The 19,045-nt window shown below is 68.5% G+C and carries 12 protein-coding genes; 9 read left to right on the top strand and 3 right to left on the bottom strand.

All coding sequences use genetic code 11. The features are described 5' to 3' along the window. Window positions 1–253 precede the first annotated feature (253 nt). Window positions 254–967 (bottom strand): class I SAM-dependent methyltransferase, encoded by a 714-nt coding sequence (locus M446_RS36125; RefSeq protein WP_012336064.1) that lies wholly within the window; start codon window positions 965–967, stop codon window positions 254–256. Window positions 968–1,246: 279 nt separating this feature from the next. Further along, window positions 1,247–2,458: an MFS transporter gene (locus M446_RS31105; protein WP_012336065.1), complete on the bottom strand. Its 1,212-nt coding sequence runs from the start codon at window positions 2,456–2,458 to the stop codon at window positions 1,247–1,249. A 663-nt stretch (window positions 2,459–3,121) separates the two neighbouring features. Here M446_RS31105 and M446_RS31110 point away from each other — a divergent pair. The 8 genes from M446_RS31110 (at window position 3,122) to M446_RS31150 (ending at window position 14,253) form a co-directional block, all read left to right on the top strand. Continuing rightward, the gene (locus M446_RS31110) at window positions 3,122–4,021 is read left to right on the top strand and encodes a LysR family transcriptional regulator (RefSeq protein WP_012336066.1); all 900 of its coding nucleotides are present in this window, start codon (window positions 3,122–3,124) and stop codon (window positions 4,019–4,021) included. 219 nt (window positions 4,022–4,240) lie between these two features. After that, complete coding sequence (aspA, locus tag M446_RS31115) at window positions 4,241–5,656, top strand: aspartate ammonia-lyase (RefSeq protein WP_012336067.1); 1,416 nt, start codon at window positions 4,241–4,243, stop codon at window positions 5,654–5,656. Window positions 5,657–5,793: 137 nt separating this feature from the next. Continuing rightward, complete coding sequence (locus tag M446_RS31120; RefSeq protein ID WP_012336068.1) at window positions 5,794–7,119, top strand: dicarboxylate/amino acid:cation symporter; 1,326 nt, start codon at window positions 5,794–5,796, stop codon at window positions 7,117–7,119. 1,288 nt (window positions 7,120–8,407) lie between these two features. Then, window positions 8,408–8,902 (top strand): hypothetical protein, encoded by a 495-nt coding sequence (locus M446_RS31130; protein WP_012336069.1) that lies wholly within the window; start codon window positions 8,408–8,410, stop codon window positions 8,900–8,902. Window positions 8,903–9,325: 423 nt separating this feature from the next. Further along, entirely contained in the window at window positions 9,326–10,003 is a 678-nt protein-coding gene (locus M446_RS31135; RefSeq protein ID WP_012336070.1) for an RNA polymerase sigma factor, read from the top strand. An 80-nt stretch (window positions 10,004–10,083) separates the two neighbouring features. After that, window positions 10,084–10,605 (top strand): DUF4142 domain-containing protein, encoded by a 522-nt coding sequence (locus tag M446_RS31140; protein WP_012336071.1) that lies wholly within the window; start codon window positions 10,084–10,086, stop codon window positions 10,603–10,605. An 11-nt stretch (window positions 10,606–10,616) separates the two neighbouring features. Continuing rightward, complete coding sequence (locus M446_RS31145; protein WP_012336072.1) at window positions 10,617–10,940, top strand: cupredoxin domain-containing protein; 324 nt, start codon at window positions 10,617–10,619, stop codon at window positions 10,938–10,940. 418 nt (window positions 10,941–11,358) lie between these two features. Next, window positions 11,359–14,253, top strand: a complete 2,895-nt coding sequence (locus M446_RS31150; RefSeq protein ID WP_012336073.1) for a molybdopterin oxidoreductase family protein — start codon at window positions 11,359–11,361, stop codon at window positions 14,251–14,253. 31 nt (window positions 14,254–14,284) lie between these two features. Here the strand turns inward: M446_RS31150 and M446_RS31155 are convergent, their stop codons facing one another. Beyond that, the gene (locus M446_RS31155) at window positions 14,285–16,234 is read right to left on the bottom strand and encodes an adenylate/guanylate cyclase domain-containing protein (RefSeq protein WP_043701831.1); all 1,950 of its coding nucleotides are present in this window, start codon (window positions 16,232–16,234) and stop codon (window positions 14,285–14,287) included. Between the two features lie 644 nt (window positions 16,235–16,878). Here M446_RS31155 and M446_RS31160 point away from each other — a divergent pair. Further along, on the top strand, window positions 16,879–18,804 hold the full coding sequence (locus tag M446_RS31160) for a hypothetical protein (protein ID WP_012336075.1): 1,926 nt from the start codon (window positions 16,879–16,881) through the stop codon (window positions 18,802–18,804). Window positions 18,805–19,045: the final 241 nt, after the last annotated feature.

Consider the following 19,045-nt stretch of genomic DNA (forward strand, 5'->3'; position numbering starts at 1 on the left):
CTCTGGTATACCAGACCCCCGTTTACGGATCGCCGCCGAAATTGCAACGTGCGTGGGCACGATGCCTGCGAACAAGGCATCCAGGGTTGGGGCGCTGGGCCGGAGGACCATGAAGGACGTCGCCGCCACCGCGCTTCTCACGGTCGCCGCGGTGCCGCCGCTCGGCCCGGCAGCCTCTCGGTCGCGGTTGCGACAGGCCTCGATCGCTCAACGGACTCGACCCCGGCACCGTGACGTTACCCAACAGCCAGGGCTAGGCCTCCAATTCGTAGCTCAGAAAGCCGCCGATCCAGCTGCGATTAACAACTCTGAACTGACCATGAAGCCAGTGAACAAGCTCACGCTCTACGATTCTCTGATGATCGGACTGGAGGGGCCATGGCTGACCCGAGAGTTTGCGCCAGATCACGTCCTTGGCTGATCCCCAGTTGAGCGGGTTGCGGACGGGGCGACCGAGCTTTCTCATTAATGCTTGGCGTACTAACTGCAGGATATCGATCCAAGCGGGTTCCATGTCCTCCAGCACCAGGAGAGCCCTGCCGCAGGGCTTCAGGATGCGGTGTATTTCTGCGATGCATTGCCCTGGGTTGGATGCATGATTGAGGCTCCAAAACGCCAAGGCCGCATCGAAACTCTGAGACGGAAAGGGTAAGTTTTCGCCGGTACCGAGCACGAAATTGAATTCTGTCCTGTGAGGGGAGAGCCGCCTGCGGATCGCTGCCCAGCGCTCTGTCGTCCAACTCAGACTTGGGTCGATGACAATGTACTCAGTATCCGGATCCATATATGCTCCGGCGAGACCAGCTCCTCCCCCTATATCAAGAACTAGTCCTTTTATATTGGTGAGTATGTGGGCGTAGGGCTGATAATCGCGATTCAGCGCCTCGACAGCTGTATCCTGATCTATGGCGAGAGTGGCGTACCATCCCTCCATCTCGACCTGACGCGTTTGCCATGACCCTGGCATGAGCGGTTCCTCTCCAGTAGGCTTGCGCGACGTACATCCCTGACTGTGAGTGGGAGCGCCCCGTTTTCGTGACGGTCAGGAGACTTGGCTGACCAGGGCGTCGGTTGGGGTCTCTGGGCCGTGCTCCTGTTCGTAGACGATGGGAGAGCGGTCGCCCAGGGCGCAGGAGCAGGCACCGACCGCGTCGAGCCGCGCTGAGCACGTGGTCGATCCGCGGGCTGCGGAGGACTTGCTGTCCGCCCCACGGGATCGATCGCGTGCGCACGATCGTCCCGTCCATCACCGCTGGGGTTCCCGCAAGCGCGGAAGGAACCAGGCGAGCAGGCCGATGGCCGGCAGGAAGGAGCAGATCTGGTAGACGGTCGCGATGCCGTACCGGTCCGCGAGCGCACCCAGGATGGCGGCGGCGAGCCCGGCCAGCCCGAAGGTCAAGCCGTAGAAGAAGCCGCCGACCAGCCCGATCCGGCCCGGCATGAGTTCCATGGCATAGATCAAGATGGCCGCGAACGCGCTCGACATGATCAGGTTGATGACGATCGTCAGGGCGCCCGTCCAGAAGAGACTTGCGTAGGGAAGCACCAGCGTGAACGGCAGTGCACCGAGGATCGAGAACCAGAGGATGCGATTGCGGCCGATCCGGTCACCCAGGATGCCGCCCGCGAGCGCACCGACGGCCGACGATGCGAGGAACAGGAACAGCATCACCTGCGATTGCTGGATCGAGATGCCGAACTTGCCCATCAGGTAGAACGTGTAGAACGACGAGAAGCTCTGGGCGTAGGCGTTCTTCGAGAACAGGAGAATGATGAGGATCATGAATGGCACGACGACCGCGGCGAGGGGGCGGTCCGCGACCTGATCGGCTGTCCCGTGTGCGGCCTGCGCCGCCCGCGGGCGCGAGGGGGCAATCCGGGCGGAGCGTCCGGCGATCCAGAGCATCAGTCCCATGGCCAACAGGGCGGCGATCGCGAACCAACCGAGGCTGTGCTGGCCGAGCGGCACGATGATGAACGCCGCGAGCAGGGGGCCGAGGGCGCCGCCGGTCTGACCGCCGACCTGGAAGATGCCCTGCGCCAAGCCTTGTCGTCCGCCCGACGCGTTGCGCGCCATGCGCGTCGCCTCGGGATGGAAGATCGAGGAGCCGAGACCCACGCACGCGGAAGCGAGCAGCAGGAGGCCGTAGCTGCCCGCGAAGGCCAAGCCGAGCAGGCCCACCAGGCTGAACCCCATGCCGACGATCATCGAGTGCGGCATCGGGTGCTTGTCGGTGTAGAAGCCAACGGCCGGCTGGAGAAGCGAGGCTGCGGTCTGGAACGTGAGGGTGATGAGCCCGATCTGGATGTAATCGAGCTGATATGAATCCTTGATGATGGGATAGATCGCTGGAATCAGCGACTGGATCATATCGTTGAGCAGGTGGGTCACGCTGAGAGCAATCAGGACGGAGAGAGTGGCCTGTCGGGGCAGGTTGACTGTCGCGACCGCGCTCATCGGGCGTTTGCTCCACGCGCTGCGCCTCTGCGCGGGTCCCGCTCCGCGGGGAGCGCGGGGTGAACGACGACGACCTGCCGCATGCCGAAATTCTTCCCTGGTTCCGCTCGATCGGCGATTCCGGCCCCGGACTTACGTCCGCGCGCGCCTGTTGCGAACGTCGAGAGGCGCCGCACCCGCGACCTTTGCCGTCTTTCCAAGGACATGATCCTGCCGCGGCGGGCAAGAGGGGGCAATCGCTGGCTGCGGAAGTGCGCTGTCGAGCGGCGAGCCGGCGTTCCGGCGGCCTTGGTCGAAGGTCGGCGCCGAGCGGACGCCGGACACCCCACCGGCCCGTTGAATGCGCCGTCTCATCCCCATCCGCTCGATCCCTTCGGGACGGCGGATGGGGGCTTCGCTCAAGCGCCGCGCGGGCTCATGATCCGCCCGATCCCTTCGGGACGGCGGATGGGGGCTTCGCTCAAGCGCCGCGCGGGCTCATGATCCGCTCGATCCCTTCGGGATGGCGGATGGGGGCTTCGCTCAAGCGCCGCGCGGGCGCGTGATCCGGAATCCGCTTTGATCAACCGCATTCCGGATCACACATGAGAGGATGCCGTTGGAATCGAACGCCGCGGCGGCAGCGATCCGTGGCCGTGGATCCTTCGCGAGCGAAAGCAGGCCATGGAAGTGAAGTGGATCGAGGATTTCCTGAGCCTCGCCGAAACGCGGAGCTTCTCGCGCTCCGCGGAGGAGCGGCACGTGACCCAATCGGCCTTCAGCCGACGCATCCGCTCCCTCGAAGTCTGGCTCGGCACGGTGCTCCTCGACCGCTCGACCTACCCGATCACGCTCACCGCCGACGGGCGCCAGTTCCTGGAGACGGCCGAGGAGGTGGTGCGCCTCCTGACTCTGAGCCGGGCCGAGTTCCGCACCCGCAGCGAGCGCTCCAGCCTCCCGGTGGTCACGATCACCGCGCTGCACTCGCTCTGCCTGTCCTTCCTGCCGGGCTGGCTCGGCGCGATCCGGGCCGCGGTCGGGCCGGTGGGCAGCCGGGTCCTGCCGGAGAACTTCAACATCTGCGTCCAGGCGCTGGTCGAGGGCGGCTACGACCTCCTGCTGACCTACCACCATCCGGGCATCCCGATCCCGCTCGACCCCACGCGCTATCCCTACCGGACGGTGGGACACGACAGCCTCGCGGCCGTCGCCGCGCCGGACGCTCTGATTCCCGACGGGGAAGGGCGGCTGCCCCTGCTGCAATATTCCCGCGGCTCCTTCCTCGGGCGCCTCGCCACGATCGCGCAGGCGCGGGAAGGCGCACCCCCGACCTATCCGGTCCACACCAACGAGAACTCCATGGCCGAGGCCCTGCGCTCGATGGCGCTCGCGGGCCACGGCGTCGCATGGCTGCCCCGCAGCCTCGTCGCCGCGGAGATCGCGTCCGGGGCGCTCGGGCTGGTCAGCCCCGAGATGCCGATGGAGATCCGGCTCTACCGCAGCGGCGAGCGCGCCCGGCCCTTCCTCAATGCCGTCTGGGAGGCGGCGGGGATGCTCGCGACAAACTATTCCGAACCGGAATAACCCTGGTCCTCCTTAGCATTGGCGCCGGCGCGCGTCCGGGATTATCCCGCCGCTCACGGTGAATGCAGTCGTCGCGGCGATCTTCCGCCCACGCGACGCGGGCTTCCACCGCCATCCCCCGAAGACCCGCGCGCTGCTCCGCCCAGGGGCCGCCGCGGCGTCCTGCCCGTCCGCTTGCAACGGCGCGCTGGAAACGCTTCCGCGCGCGAGGAGAGAGCTGTGTCCAGAGCCACGACCCGCACCGAGCACGACCTTCTCGGCGACCGCGAGGTGCCGGAGGCGGCCTATTACGGCATCCACACGCTCCGCGCCGTCGAGAACTTCGCGATCACCGGCACGACGCTGGCGAGCTGCCCGGACCTGATCCGCGCGCTGGCCGCGATCAAGCAGGCAGCGGCGCTCGCCAACCAGGAGCTCGGCCTTCTCGACCGCGCGCGCTGCGAGGCGATCGTCACGGCCTGCGAGGAGATCCGCGGCGGGGCGCTCCACGACCAGTTCGTGGTCGACCTGATCCAAGGCGGCGCCGGCACCTCGACCAACATGAACGCCAACGAGGTGATCGCCAACCGGGCGCTGGAACTCCTCGGCCACGCGCGCGGCGCCTATGGGCAGTTGCACCCGAACGAGCACGTCAACATGGGCCAGAGCACCAACGACGTGTACCCGACCGCCCTGAAGATCGCCGCGGCCGGGTCGATCCGGCGCCTCGTGGCCGCCATGGCGTCCCTGCGCGGCAGCTTCGAGGCGAAGGCGACGGAGTTCGCCGACATCCTCAAGATGGGCCGCACGCAGCTCCAGGACGCGGTGCCGATGACGCTCGGCCAGGAATTCGGCACCTACGCGCGGATGCTCGGCGAGGACGAGGCGCGGCTCGGCGAGGCCGAACTCCTGATCCACGAGATCAACATGGGCGCGACCGCCATCGGCACCGGCATTACCGCGCATCCGGCCTACGCGGCTTTGGTGCGCGACCGCCTCGCGGAGATCACCGGCATCCCGCTCGTCACGGCCGAGGATCTCGTCGAGGCGACCCAGGATTGCGGCGCCTTCGTGCAGCTCTCGGGCGTGCTGAAGCGGGTCGCCGTCAAGCTCTCGAAGACCTGCAACGACCTGCGCCTGCTCTCCTCGGGGCCGCGGGCGGGCTTCAACGAGATCAACCTGCCGGCGCGCCAAGCCGGCTCCTCGATCATGCCGGGCAAGGTCAACCCGGTGATCCCGGAGGTGGTCAACCAAGTCGCCTTCGAGGTGATCGGCAACGACGTCACGATCTCCTTCGCGGCCGAGGCCGGCCAGCTCCAGCTCAACGCCTTCGAGCCGGTGATCGCCTACAGCCTGTTCCGCAGCCTCGCGCATCTCGAAGCGGCCTGCCGGGCCCTCGACGCGAACTGCGTGCGCGGCATCACGGCCAACCGCGAGCGCTTGCGGCTGAGCGTCGAGCACTCGATCGGCATCGTCACCGCGCTCAACCCCTATATCGGCTACCGCAACGCCACCGCGGTGGCCATGGAGGCGCACGCCACCGGCCGCGGCGTCTACGAACTGGTCCTGGAGAAGGGCCTGATGGCGAAGGACCAGCTCGACGCGGTGCTCCAGCCCGGGCGGCTGACCCGCCCGCAGGCCGCGATCGCTTCCTGATCCAGGGTTCGCCCCATCCGAGGTCCGGGATCCCGCGCCACCGCGCCAGTGGAGGGATCCCGCACGCCGATGCGCGGGCCGATGCCCGCGCGTCCTCCACGCACCATCCAAGGCAATACCCAAGGGAGGATACCCCGATGACTCAGGTCGATGCGGCTCCGAGATCCGGCCGCCTCACGCTCTATACCGGCATCGGGCTCGTGCTCGGCATCGCGGTCGGCGCGGTGCTGCACGGGCACGCGACGTCGCCGGACGAGGCCAAGGCGCTCGCCGCGCACTTCACCCTCGTGACCGACATCTTCCTGCGCCTGATCAAGATGATCATCGCGCCGCTCGTCTTCGCCACGATCGTCGCCGGCATCGCGAGCTTCGGCGACACCCGCTCAGTCGGCCGCGTCGCCGGCCTCGCCATGGGCTGGTTCCTGACCGCCTCGCTGGTCTCGCTCACGCTCGGTCTGATCGCCGCCAACCTGTTCCAGCCGGGCGCGGGCCTCGCCCTTCCGCTGCCGGATGCGGGGGCACAGACCGGCCTGAAGGCCGCCTCGCTCAACCTGCGCGACTTTCTCACCCACGTTTTCCCGACGAGCATCGTCTCGGCGATGGCGGGCAACGAGGTGCTGCAGATCCTGGTCTTCTCGATCTTCTTCGGCTTCGGCCTCAGCGCCATCGACCGGCGCTACGCGGACCCGATGGTGCATCTCCTCGAAGGGCTCGCGCGGGTGATGTTCAAGGTCACCGACGCGGTGATGCGGCTCGCGCCGCTGGCGGTGTTCGCGGCGATGGCGGCGGTGGTCACCGTCCAGGGTCTCGGCGTGCTCCTGGATTACGGCAAGTTCATCGTGAGCTTCTACGTCGGGCTCGCGGTCCTCTGGGCGCTCCTGATCGGGGCCGGCTGGCTGGTGCTCGGCCGCGCCACGCTGCACCTGCTGCGCCTGCTGCGCGCGCCGATGATCGTCGCGTTCTCGACGGCGAGCAGCGAGGCCGCCTTTCCGCGCACCATCGAGGTCCTGGCCCGGTTCGGCGTGCGTCCCCGCGTCACCGGCTTCGTGCTGCCGCTCGGCTACTCGTTCAACCTCGACGGCTCGATGATGTATCAGGCGCTCGCCGCTCTGTTCATCGCCCAGGCCTTCGGCATCCCGCTGGGCTTCACCGAGCAGGTCATGATGCTCCTCGTCATGATGGTGACGAGCAAGGGCATCGCCGGGGTGCCGCGCGCCTCGCTGGTGGTGGTGGCCGCCACCGTGCCGATGTTCGGCCTGCCGTCCGCCGGCATCCTGCTGATCATGGGCATCGACCAGATCCTCGACATGGGGCGCACTGTCACGAACGTCCTCGGCAACGGGCTTGCCACCGCCGCGGTCGCCAAGTGGCAAGGCGAGCTCGAGGAGACCGCGTCCCCGGAGGGACGGGGTCGGACGTCGGATCGCGCCGTGGCCGAAGCGCTCGTGACCGAGGCAGCCTGACCCTGAGCTCGAACCGGCAAGGCCGGACAGGCTGACCCGGCTCGGTCGTCGGCCCGCCATGCGGGAGGATGACCGAGCCCGACCCCGGGCGGGCCCGACCCCGAGCGGGCCTTCCCGGATCGAGCCGCCGGCGTCCGCTCTCCGATGTGAAGCGGTCGCCGGCGAGCAGCTTCGCGACGGCGACGCGCGTGGCGCGTGGGACGGCGCTCAGGGCGCGGAGCCAGGCGCCTTGCGCAGCCCGGACGGAACTCACTCTCAGGGCAGGCCGTTTGCACTGATCACCCTCATGCCTTCGGTCGAGTGCAGATGGCTCGCTCTGCAAGAACGCTTTATGGGGCTGGGGCTGCGTTTGCTGCCGGAGTGATCGCAACCCTCGCCGTGGTCAACCTCTCAGGGGGCGGGCAACCGAGCGCGTCGCAGCGTGTGCAGCCCGCTGCTCGGCCGGGCCCGCGGGGCGTGGAAGGCCGTGCCTGGTCCGATCCCGTTCGGTCTCACGGCCCCGCTGCCTCAGCACCTCGCGAAACCCGTCCGCCCCTGACTTTCACGCTCGAGGATTCCGGTCACCAGAGCGGACCCGGGCCGTCGCGGGCGGCCGGTGCCGACGCGCAGGACGAGACGCCGCCAGCCGTTGCGCAGGCCGGCGGGCCAGAGGGTAGGGCGGCCCCTCACAGCAACACCGCGCGGCTGAGAGCGCCTGAGCCGCGCTCCGAGGTTGCGAGCAGCAACGCGCCGCGGGTCCAGCAAGCCCATGCCGAGAAATCCCGGGGCAAGCCCGTCATCGCACCTCAGGCGGCGAGGGAACGGCCCGCGACAGCGAGCGGAGCTGCGCCTGCGGATCCGAGACCGCGGATCCCGGCCGAGCAGGCCGAGACCGGGGCGAGGCGGCTCGTTGCGACGGACCGGGAACCGCGCCACCGAGAGGCTCGGCTGCCTCTGAACACGACGGGGGACAGGCACAGCCTTGCCGCAGTCAGAGAGGCGCGCCGCATCGTCCCGGTTCGCGTCACCAAGCATGCCGATGCGCAGCTGGATGACGATCCAACCCCGTCGCAGCGACCTCGGCGTCGAGCTCAGAACGAGGCTCCCGAACCGAAGCGGCACTACTCGGCGGCGGAGACGGGTGGCGTGATGGGGTGGCTCATGGGACCGGCCGAGCGCTTCTGACGCGTGAGCGCAGCGCGCGAGCTGATCTCCGTGGTCAAGGAAGCCTCGGCGGCGAGCTCGGTGCCGGTGAGACGCCCCGGAACCCGCCGGATCAGGGCTCGAAGCTCCCAGCCGGAGGACATCGATGCTGAAGGGGATCAAGCGCGTGTGGCCCGCCGCGGCCATCATCAGCGTGCTCTCGATCGAGGCGCATGCATTGAGTCCCTCCGAGATGAGGGAGCGCACCGCCTTCATCGCTGAGCGGTACCTTCAAATCTGGTCGTCGAACCAAGCCGGCCCGGTCGCAGGGGTGCCCTACATGTACGGTCCGACCGTCATGTTTTACGGGCAGCGTTACACGCAGTCTCAGCTCATGGCAGAGAAGCGGCGCGCGATCCAGCAGTGGCCTGTTCGCCAGTACGTGCATCGTCCCGGGACGATGCGGGTGATCTGCAATGCGCCGGCACGCAAGTGCGCAGCGCGCTCGACGATCGATTTCGAGATCAGCAATCCGAGCCGCGGCACGCGCAAGGCAGGTTCGGCCAGGTTCGACCTCGGCGTCAGTTTCGCCGAGCCCCATCCTCGCATCCTGTACGAGGGCGGCAGCCTGAACAAACGGCGGCCCGGCGGAAGCTCATGATCCGATCTCGGTCGGAGCGTCCGAGTGCGCACGATGGATCACGCATCCTTGCGCTCCGTCCGCGCCACCGAGGCAGGTTGGATGCCATGGCCGCCTCCGAACCGGCAGTCGGATCCGTGCACGCGAACCCGTGACCCGAAGCGGCCCCCGGCAGCGGGTGGAGGGAACGTCCGGTTTCAAGGGCCGTCCGGACGTTCGGTGTCGACGCGGTCCCCCGACATCCGCCGCCGCGCTGTGCTCGCACGTCAGCGGACGCAGCTGCCCTGGCCGCGAGGAATCGGTCGTGTCCTGGACGTGCGGGGCGAGCGGCGAACCCGACCCCGGCGTATGAATCGCTGGCACGGGAACGTTTCGGCTTGGGCGCCATCGAATGTCGGCTTGGGCGCCATCGAATGCCCACCCGCGGAAGCTGGCAGTCACGCCATGATCGAGCCTCCCCTTCAGCTCTCGGCCGACGAGGCAACGCTCCTCGAACGCGCGCGCCGACACGACCCCGCCGCCATCCGGCTGATCATCCAGCAGCAGAACCGGCGCCTGTACCGGATGGCGCGCAGCATCGTCCGCGACGACAGCGAGGCCGAGGACGTCCTGCAGGAGGCGTATGCGCGCGCCTTCACCCACCTGAGCAGCTTCCGCGGCGACGCGCGCCTCGGCACTTGGTTGGCCCGCATCGTCATCAACGAGGCGCTCGGCCGGTTGCGGCACCGCCGCCCGACGCTGGATCTGAGTGCCGTCGCGGCGCCCACGACGGGCGCCCAGATCATTCCGTTCCCGGACGTCGGCGGTCAACTCGACCCGGAAGCTCTCATGGCGCAGCGGCAGATCCGCACCCTGCTTGAGCTCGCCATCGACCGGCTTCCCGACGCGTTCCGCACGGTGCTGATCGCACGCTTGGTGGAAGGCCTGAGCACCGAGGATACCGCGGAGTTGCTCGGCCTCAGGCCGGAGACGGTCAGGACCCGCCTGCACCGCGCACGGCTGCTGCTGAAACGCGATCTGGAGGAGCAGATAGGGCCCGTCCTGGCGGACGCGTTTCCGTTCGCGGGCGTCCGCTGCGCGCGTTTGACCGACGCGGTGCTGGAGCGGCTCGGCCTCACGTGAAGTGCGGGAACCTTTCCACGCGCTCCGCATCCAAGTGCGCTCAGGAGGGCAATTCCTGAGCCCAGCCATGGAGGGACGCGATGCTCATCAGAGGAAGTGCAGCTCTGGCCGCCCTGGCCCTCGGCACGGTCGTGGTTGCTGCGCAAGGCACGCCGCCGAACGACGCCCAGATCGCCCACATCGCCTACACGGCAGGACAGATCGACATCAAGGCTGCCGAACTCGCCCTGCAGAAGTCCAAGAACAAGGAGGTGCGCGCCTTTGCGGAGGACATGGTGCGTGACCACAAAGCCGTGAACGAGAAGGCGCTCGGGCTGGTCAAAAAGCTCAACGTTACACCGCAGGACAATGACACCAGCCGGGCCCTGATGAAGCAGGCCGATGAAAAAGAGGCCTCGCTGAAGAAGCTCGCCGGCACCGAGTTTGACAAGGCGTATGCAGAAAACGAGGTGGCTTACCACAAAACTGTCAATGGCGCGCTTGAGGGCACACTCATACCTGCCGCGAGCAATCCCGACTTGAAAGATCTGCTGCGTACAGGGCTGAAGATCTTTCAAGGGCACGAGCAGCATGCCGAGCATGTCGTTCAGGCGCTGAAATGAACTGGTGGGCCATGAGGCTTAAGATTCGGCTCGCGTGGCTTGTGGGTTTGGCGACCTGCCCGTTGTCCTCGGCCGTAGCGGAGACGATCAGGATCCGCGTTGAGGACCTTGCTTTCGTGCCGGCGCAGGTTTCTGCCCGCGTGGGCGACACCGTCGAGTGGGTCAGCCGCGACTTCGTTGCGCACACGGCAACGGCACGCGACGAGACATGGGATGTGGCCATTCCGCCCGAGGGAACTGGCCACATCGTTCTCATCCGAGCTGGAGAGATCGAGTACTATTGTCGCTACCATCCGGCCATGCGCGGGCGGATGTCCATCCACTCGGCACCCTGAGCAAAATTCGACGCTGCGGCATCGGAATCAGCGAGTCATGTCTTCACGCGAGATGTCCTCGCTCCGGCAAGATGGTCGAACCGTCATGAACGATTCCACGAGCGCTCGGACCCGGATCCGTCCGGGTCCGTATGTCGGATGCGTTCCAATCAAACCGCCGGCGGCGATCACCGGCATCGGCTGCTGAGCGCGCTCGCCGGCGAATGTACGCCTGCGTGCCATCCGCGCCCGGCACAGGTGCGGAAATTCGGAACCCGCTCAGGAGCAGCAGGTTTTGTGCCATCGGGCTGGCTAAGCGGTTGTGCGCGCCACTTCTGCCGCGCTCGTCGGGAGCTCCCGGCCAGAATCGGGGTGATGAGCGCGTGATCAGCCGCCGTCGCGTGGGGGGGGGACGATGCCAGCAGAGCGTGGGCGAGACTTGGAGGACCTGAACGATCAGGCCCCGACCGGACGGCGCACCCGCGACAGTGCTGCTGACATCTGGGGGGAGCGCACCCCCTTCCACGGGCAGCACGCGTGGCCCGTGCGCGTCGACGAACACCTCGTCGCTGAACCCGGCAAGTGGGTGCAATCTGCCTGTGTTCTCTGCTCCAACGGGTGCGGCCTCGACATCGCCGTCAAGGATGGACGCATCGTCGGTGTGCGCGGGCGTGCCGCCGACGAGGTCAACCGCGGTCGGCTCGGTCCCAAGGGCCTGAACGCCTGGCGCGCCAATGCAAGTGCGGACCGGCTGACGACGCCGCTGATCCGCCGAGGCAGCCGCCTCGTCGAGGCGAGCTGGGACGAGGCGATGGGCCTCGTGGTCGAGCGCTCCAAGGAGATCATCGCGCGCTACACCGGCAGCGCGATCGGATTCTACACCTCGGGCCAGCTCATGCTCGAGGAGTACTACACGCTGGGGGTGATCGGCAAAGCCGGACTCGGCACGCCGCACATGGACGGCAACACCCGCCTGTGCACCGCCACCGCGGCCGCCTCACTGAAGGAGACTTTCGGCTCGGACGGACAGCCCGGCTCCTACTTCGACATCGACGAGACCGCCTGCATCCTGCACGTCGGCCACAACATGGCCGAGACCGACACTGTGCTCTGGATGCGGATCCTGGACCGCCGACGCGGACCCGAGCCGCCCCGGCTCGTCGCGATCGACCCGCGGGACACCCCCACGACGCGCGAGGCCGACCTCCATCTCAAGCCGAAGCCGGGCAGCAACGTGCCCGTGCTCAACGGCCTGCTTCACCTCATCATCGCCAACGGCCACATCGACGGCGCGTACATCGCACGGCACACGGTCGGCTTCGAACAGCTTCGGCACACCGTCGAGGCCTACACACCCGAGCGGGTCCAACAGCTCTCGGGCGTACCGGCAGGCGACCTCGTCGCGGCTGCGCGCATCCTCGGCGAAGCCGAGACGCTGGTCTCGACCGTGCTGCAGGGCGTCTACCAATCCATGCAGGCCACCGCCGCGGCCTGTCAGGTCAACAACCTCAACCTGATCCGCGGCCTGGTCGGCAAACCCGGCTGCGGCATCCTGCAGATGAACGGTCAGCCCACCGCTCAGAACACGCGCGAGACCGGTGCTGACGGCGACCTGCCGGGCTTCCGCAACTGGGACAATCCCGAGCATATCGCGGAGCTCGCCCGCCTCTGGAACGTCGATCCCGGAATCATCCCGCACTGGGCACCGCCCACGCACGCGCTGCAGATCTTCCGCTACGCCGAGCAGCTCTCGATCCGGATGCTCTGGATCCAGGCCACGAATCCGGCGGTGACGCTGCCGGACCTGGCGCGCATCCGGTCCATCCTGTCCAACCCGGACCTGTTCGTGGTCGTCAACGAGATCTTCCCCACGGAGACCACCGAACTCGCCGACGTGGTTCTGCCCGCGGCCGCCTGGGGCGAGAAGACCGGGACCTTCACCAACGTGGACCGCACGGTGCACATCGCCCACAAGGCCATCGACCCGCCGGGCGAGGCGCGGTCCGACCTCGACATCTTCCTCGATTACGCCCGGCGCATGCGGCTGCGCGACAAGGATGGTGCGCCGCTGATCAAGTGGAGCGACCCTGAGGGCGCGTTCGAGGCGTGGAAGGCCTGCTCCCGAGGTCGTCCGTGCGACTACACGGGCCTCTCCTACGCCAAGCTGACCGGTGGTTCCGGAATACCCTGGCCGTGCAACGAGCGGTTCCCGGACGGGAAACACCGGATCTACGAGGACGGGGTGTTCCCCACCTCGCCCGAGGTCTGCGAGAGCTTCGGGCACGACCTCATCACCGGAGCGGTCGTCACGCCGGAGGAGTACAAGGCGCGCAACCCGGGCGGGCGCGCCCTCCTCAAACCGGCCGAGTACCAGCCGCCGCACGAGGAGCCGGACGAGGCCTATCCGTACTGGCTGAGCACGGGTCGTCTCGTCCACCACTTCCATACCCGCACCAAGACGGGTCGCGCACCGGAACTCGCGACCGCGGCCCCGGACGCCTTCGTGCAGGTGAGCTCACGCGACGCGGCCGCTCTCGGGATCGGCGAGGGCGACTGGGTTCGGATCACGTCGCGTCGCGGCCAGATCGAGGTGACCGCCCGGGTCGGCGGGATAGAGCCGGGACGCGTCTTCGTGCCGTTCCACTACGGCTACTGGGACGAGCCGGGCCGAGCGCGGGCCGCCAACGAGCTCACGATCTTCGAGTGGGACACGGTCTCCAAGCAGCCGCACTACAAGTATGCGGCCGTGGCACTCACGCGGGTGGCACAGCCCAGCAGCGAGCAGCCGGACACGGAGGTCTCGAAGGCTCCCGGACTGCTCGCGCGCGCCAAGCACGCCGTCCAGGCTGTGGGCGCCGTCGTGGCGCCTGAGCGGCAGCACGTGCAGGAATACCTGGGCCTGCTGGAGGGCAGCGAGCGGGCGCTGGCGCGGGCCCTGGCGCAGGTTGCCGAAGCCCATCGGGCAGAACCCGACATCTTCAACGAGTGCCACATGCTGGCGGACTGGTCACGGCGGGAGCTCGAGGCCCTGCGCGGGCTGATCGCCCGCTACGGCGAGGCGCGCGAGACGGAGCCGGACCGGCTGGGCGACGCTGTCCAGCCGCCGCTCAAGCGAACCGGTCTCGGGCTGGTTCGCGACCTGCACGATTGCTGGCTGTTGGCGAATGAGACGCACGCATCCCTGGTGGTGCTCGATCAGGCGGCGAAGGGGCTGCGGGATGAGGAGATGCGGCGCCTCGTGGAGCGGGTGGATGGACAGAACAATCGGCAGCGCTCGTGGCTGCTGACCCGCATCAAGCAGGCGGCGCCTCAGGCCCTGGTTGTGCCCTCGTGAGCGACGCGCGGTTGCACGGGGCAGGAACTCCCTAGTCCGGCAGACCAGCCTTGCGGAGCCCGTCCGCGAGGTAATCGCCTTGGTGCACGGCCTCCGGACGCGCCGACCGGCTCTCCTCGCGCCAGCGACCGATCGTATAGCCCGGTCGGAGGGCCAGGAGCTGCGCAATCGACCTTCGCGCCTCGTCGGTCCGGCCAGTCTCCGCGTAGGCGGAGGCGAGATGGAGGTAGATGAGGACCGGCTGGGGCGAGGGCGCCACCAACGACCGCGAACACCAGGTGATCGCCGCCGCATGCATCGTCCGACGCTCGGCCGCCTCGCACAGCGTCGCCGCCCAGAGGCTCAGCAGAGGGTCGTGCGGGCTCAGCCGGACCGCGCGTTCCGCGAGCGCGTAGGCCTTGTCCGCTTGGCCGAGCTGGAGCACGGCATTCGCCATCGATCCGTAGGCCGGGGCCAGGTTGGCGTTGCGGGCGATCGCCGCCTGATGGGCCGCGATGGCCTCCTCGTACTGCCGGCGTCCCCTCAGGATCTCGCCCTTCACGCAATAGGCCATCGCCTCGTTCGGCCGCGCGGCGAGCGCCCCGTCGATCAGGCGCTCGGCCCGCGCAAGGTCGTCGGACGCCGCGGAGGACCAGCCGAAATTCGCCGCGAGCGCGAGGGTGCGGGCCAGTCCGACGCGCGCCCGCACGCTCTCGCCGTCGCGCGCGAGCGCCTGCTCGAAGGCCTCCCGGGCCCGCAGCAGGCTCTCCCGCGACAGCGGCCGGTTGAGAACCGACCAGCCTTGGGCCGCCAGGTCGGCGGCGTCGGGAGCGCTCGGCCGCTCCCGCTCGAACTGGCGCAGCTCGGCCTCGGTCAGCTCGATGCTCAGGGCCCGCGCGAGCTGAGCGACGATCTCCTCCTCGGTCTCGGCGATCGAGGACGCCTCGCTCACGAACCGGTCCGCCCAGACCTCCGCGCCCGTCTCGGTGTCGGTCAGGCGCGCGTTGATCCGGACGCGGGCGCCGACGTGGTGGAGGCTGCCGTGCAGCACGTAGCGCACGCGCAGATTCCGTCCGAGGTCGCGCCGGTCGGCGTGCCTGTCCCGCCACGCCAGGGCGGTGCTGGGCGCGATGACGAAGCTGCCATCGATGCGGGACAGGTCCGAGGTGAGGTCCGACGCGATGCTCTCCGCGAGCAGGTCGAACGCCTCTCCCCCGTCGCGGTTCGTGAAGGGGAGGACCACGATCGAGAGCCGAGGGGCCGGGCCGCGGCGCCGCGCGGGGGCGGGCTCCTCGAGCGCCGCGAGGGTCGCGTCCGCTCCGATCGGCGCAACGGTCTCGGGGACCGGCGCGACCGGGCGCGCAGGCGCGAGGAGGCGGGCGACCGCGACGCATCCCACCGCGGCCAGCAGCGCGCCGGCCAGCCAGAGGGCCCTGCCGCGCGGGAGGACCGCGCGCGGTTCGGCCGGCTCGGCCTGGCTCGGGAGCTGCGTGATCGCTTCGGGCCGGATCACGAACACGAAGACGGGCCGGTCGATGTTCTTCAGCGACTGGTCGCCCCATTCCTCGACGGGGTAGGACAGCCGCCCGCGCACCTGCTCGTACGCGGCCCGCGACAGGGCGATCCCGCCCGCCGGTGCGATCGCCTCCAGCCGGGCAGCGATGTTCACGCTGTCGCCGTAGATGTCGCCGTCGCGCTCGACGACGAGCTCCCCCACGTTGATGCCGATGCGCAGGGCGATCCGGCGCGTCTCCGGCACGTCCCCGTTCCAGGTCCCGATGCCGTGCTGGATCTCGACGGCGCAACGGACGGCCTCCACCACGCTGGTGAACTCGGTCAGAATGCCGTCGCCGGTGGATTTCACCACCCGGCCGCCGTGGCGCTTGATCTCCGGATCGATGAGGTCGCGGCGGAGGGACCGCAGGCGGGCGAGCGTCCACTCCTCGTTGGCGCCCATGAACCGGCTGTAATCGACCATGTCCGCGGACAGGACGGCTGCCAAGCGTCGCTCCGCATGGGAGGCCCCATACCGCTGAGCCTTGAGCATGCCCGCCTCCGTTGCTGCGCAACGTCGTCCGAGAAAGCCATATAGTCCTCAACCAAGCAATTCGCTTCTCATTTCTCGCATCGTGAGCGGAGTCTATTCGAAAGACTGCCTTGCGCACTCTGATTGCGTTCGGTTCGATTGCCCTCTGAGGGGTGACGCGGGGGTGGGCGCCGCAATAGGCCGTGTTCTCCGGCGCTCGTGAGAGGACCGGCTCCGGACCGGGGCACGCCGCCGCGGCCGGAAGGGGCTGTCGCGGGACGAGGCCGCCGCGGGCGGGCTCGGTGAGCATCGGCGTCCCGGCCGCGGCCGGCGCAACGACGGCGATGCCTCGCGGCACGCCCCGGAACCGCCGCGGGCGTCGTCACGCCCCGCGGTGAAGCGTCATCCGCCGCGAGGCCACCGCGACGGGCCTGCCGACCGCCTCCTGTCCGCGAGGAGCGGCGGGGTCCCGGCCACCTCGGTCGTCGGGCGAGGCGAGGGGCGCCGCCGCGACGTGCCCCGTGCGTCCCGAGCCCGATTCTGCGACACGCCTCTCCCGACCAGGGCGGGCTTCGCGGAACATCGGAAGCTCCCCCCCATCGGTCAGTTTGAGGATCCCGATGCGACATCTCCTCGCCGCGCTCCTTGCGCTCGCGCCTGCCCTCGTCCAGGCGGCGGACCAACCCACTTCGCACTTCAAGGCGCTGACCGTCGAGGACGCGGTTGCCTGCGTGTCCGGGAAAGCCTGCGACGTGTCGGGCCTCAAGGTCACGCCGAACCCGAACGCGACCGTCGGCTCGCTCGCGCGCTCGCTCGCGCCCCACGTGGCGAGCAACGCCGAACTCGCGACGCTGTTCGCCGGCACCGCCCCGGTCATCCGCCAGGGCTACGCCGCGGCCGGGGATGGCGGGCGGGGCGTCTACACCTATTCCTCGTCCCCGTGCTCCATCTCCGGCGGCGACGGCGGCTCGCAGGTCCAGTCGGCCGTGCTGCCGGGCTGCTGGACGCTCGACAAGGGCCAGCCCTTGACGTTCTCCCTGTTCGGGGCGGATTGCACGAACGCGGCCGACAGCACGGGCGCGGTGCAGAGAGCGATCACGGCGGCCATCGCCCTCCGGCGCACGCTGACGCAGCCCGGCGACTGCGTGCTGAGGCTGACGAGCACGATCACGGGCAGCGGCGTCCTGAACCTGCGCGGCCCCGGCGTCGAGATGACCGACGGCGCCAATACCGGCGCGGCGGATCCTCAGGCGCCCGGCAAGGGGCTCTGGTTCCACCTCGCGCACGCCGGGAAGGGCTTCATCCTGCAGCCGGCCGGCGGGATCTCGCCGCAGCATTTCTCGAACGGCAACCACATCGAGGGCGTCGGTACCTTTCGCGACCAGCCGCGGCCGGGCGCGGGCGCCTATGCCCCGTGCGCGTGCGACTACGACTTCGCGATCTACAACGCGGAAGTCGAGTTCGATGTCGCGATCCTCAACTCGACCAGGGGCATCTACTTCTCGAAGGGGGACCGATCGCGCATCAAGAGCCTGAAAGGCCAGCCGCTTCAGATCGGCGTCAACATTGAGAGCGCCTACGACACGCCGGTCATCGACGACATGCATCTTTGGCCCTACTGGTCAAACAACACCAATGTTCTCCTATATACGAATAACAACATGGTCGCGCTGCAGGTTGGTCGCGCCGACAATCTCGTCATCAAGAAAGTTTTCGTTTATGGCGGCGCAAAGTGCCTGGATGTTCAACATTTCTCCGGCGGCCCTGACGGATCCTATCCGCCTGGAACTCTCTATAATGCGCAGATCAGTGCACTGGATTGCGACAACTCGTTCGCGTCGATCGTCGTTGAGCCCGCTGCGACCGGTGCCAACTTGTCGGTCGCTTCCCTGGTCGGGTTCTCCAGCGGACTCAACTACGCGGGATCGAAGTCGAATACGATCTCCGTTCTCAGCAACAACGCAGTCGTGTCGATCGGCGACGCCAGCTTGTCCTATTCAGGTCAGAGTCACGTCTACGTCGGCGGCCAGAACGCGCGGGTCCAGATCGGAACGCTGTTGGCCGGCCAGTGGAACACGGGCACGACCATCGCTGCCCCGACGCATTTCGAGGGCCTCCGGGCGCCGGGGACCGGCTCGCAGATCCTCGTCGGCGCCTGGAACTACGACGCCAAGCAGGCGGCGACGACCCTGCCCCTGTTCGGTACGAACGCGTTCCTGAACACGATCTCCCTGCGTCCGATCAGTGCCGCGCCGAACATCGACACCAGCGCGTCCGCCCAGACCGTCGCGAACGGCGGCACGCTCGCCCTGCCGACCGGGTCGGGCGAGTTGGTCGTGCGGGACAGCGCCTACGGAAACGTCTGCAAGTGGCTCTACTCCACGACGAGGACGTTCTTGATCGGCGGGTCGGCGAACTGCGCCGCGTCGGTGGCGGCCGGCAAGCTCTCGCTGACCTGGAGCGGATCGGCTTACGTTCTGACGAACAATCTCGGCGGGTCGACGGCCATCTACGCGAACAACAGCCGCGTGGCGCCGTTCAACTGATGGGCCGCCGCTCCGCCGGCGGGAGGCGAGGGCGCGCCGGGCGACGCGCCCGTGGCGCGCGCCTCGTGAGCGCTGGACGTGGGGGCGAGGCGAAGGGTGGGCCGGAGCGCGCACCGCGCCGTTCGCGACCGCGCGCCGCGGCGTCCGGCCCGATCACTCTGCGCCGATCGAATGGCTCCGTTGAGGGATCGAAAACCTCATGCGTCCGGCGCATGGATCGCCCGCGCGAGCAATAATCCAA

It is taken from the genome of Methylobacterium sp. 4-46 (assembly GCF_000019365.1).
GTDB lineage: Bacteria > Pseudomonadota > Alphaproteobacteria > Rhizobiales > Beijerinckiaceae > Methylobacterium.

What these genes read in the sequence shown, in the direction of transcription:
- M446_RS36125 (WP_012336064.1), bottom strand. Translation starts at nt 967, where the DNA reads ATGCCAGGGTCATGGCAAACGCGTCAGGTCGAGATGGAGGGATGGTAC.
- M446_RS31140 (WP_012336071.1), top strand. Translation starts at nt 10,084, where the DNA reads ATGCTCATCAGAGGAAGTGCAGCTCTGGCCGCCCTGGCCCTCGGCACG.
- M446_RS31105 (WP_012336065.1), bottom strand. Translation starts at nt 2,458, where the DNA reads ATGAGCGCGGTCGCGACAGTCAACCTGCCCCGACAGGCCACTCTCTCC.
- M446_RS31130 (WP_012336069.1), top strand. Translation starts at nt 8,408, where the DNA reads ATGCTGAAGGGGATCAAGCGCGTGTGGCCCGCCGCGGCCATCATCAGC.
- M446_RS31110 (WP_012336066.1), top strand. Translation starts at nt 3,122, where the DNA reads ATGGAAGTGAAGTGGATCGAGGATTTCCTGAGCCTCGCCGAAACGCGG.
- M446_RS31145 (WP_012336072.1), top strand. Translation starts at nt 10,617, where the DNA reads ATGAGGCTTAAGATTCGGCTCGCGTGGCTTGTGGGTTTGGCGACCTGC.
- M446_RS31160 (WP_012336075.1), top strand. Translation starts at nt 16,879, where the DNA reads ATGCGACATCTCCTCGCCGCGCTCCTTGCGCTCGCGCCTGCCCTCGTC.
- M446_RS31135 (WP_012336070.1), top strand. Translation starts at nt 9,326, where the DNA reads ATGATCGAGCCTCCCCTTCAGCTCTCGGCCGACGAGGCAACGCTCCTC.
- M446_RS31120 (WP_012336068.1), top strand. Translation starts at nt 5,794, where the DNA reads ATGACTCAGGTCGATGCGGCTCCGAGATCCGGCCGCCTCACGCTCTAT.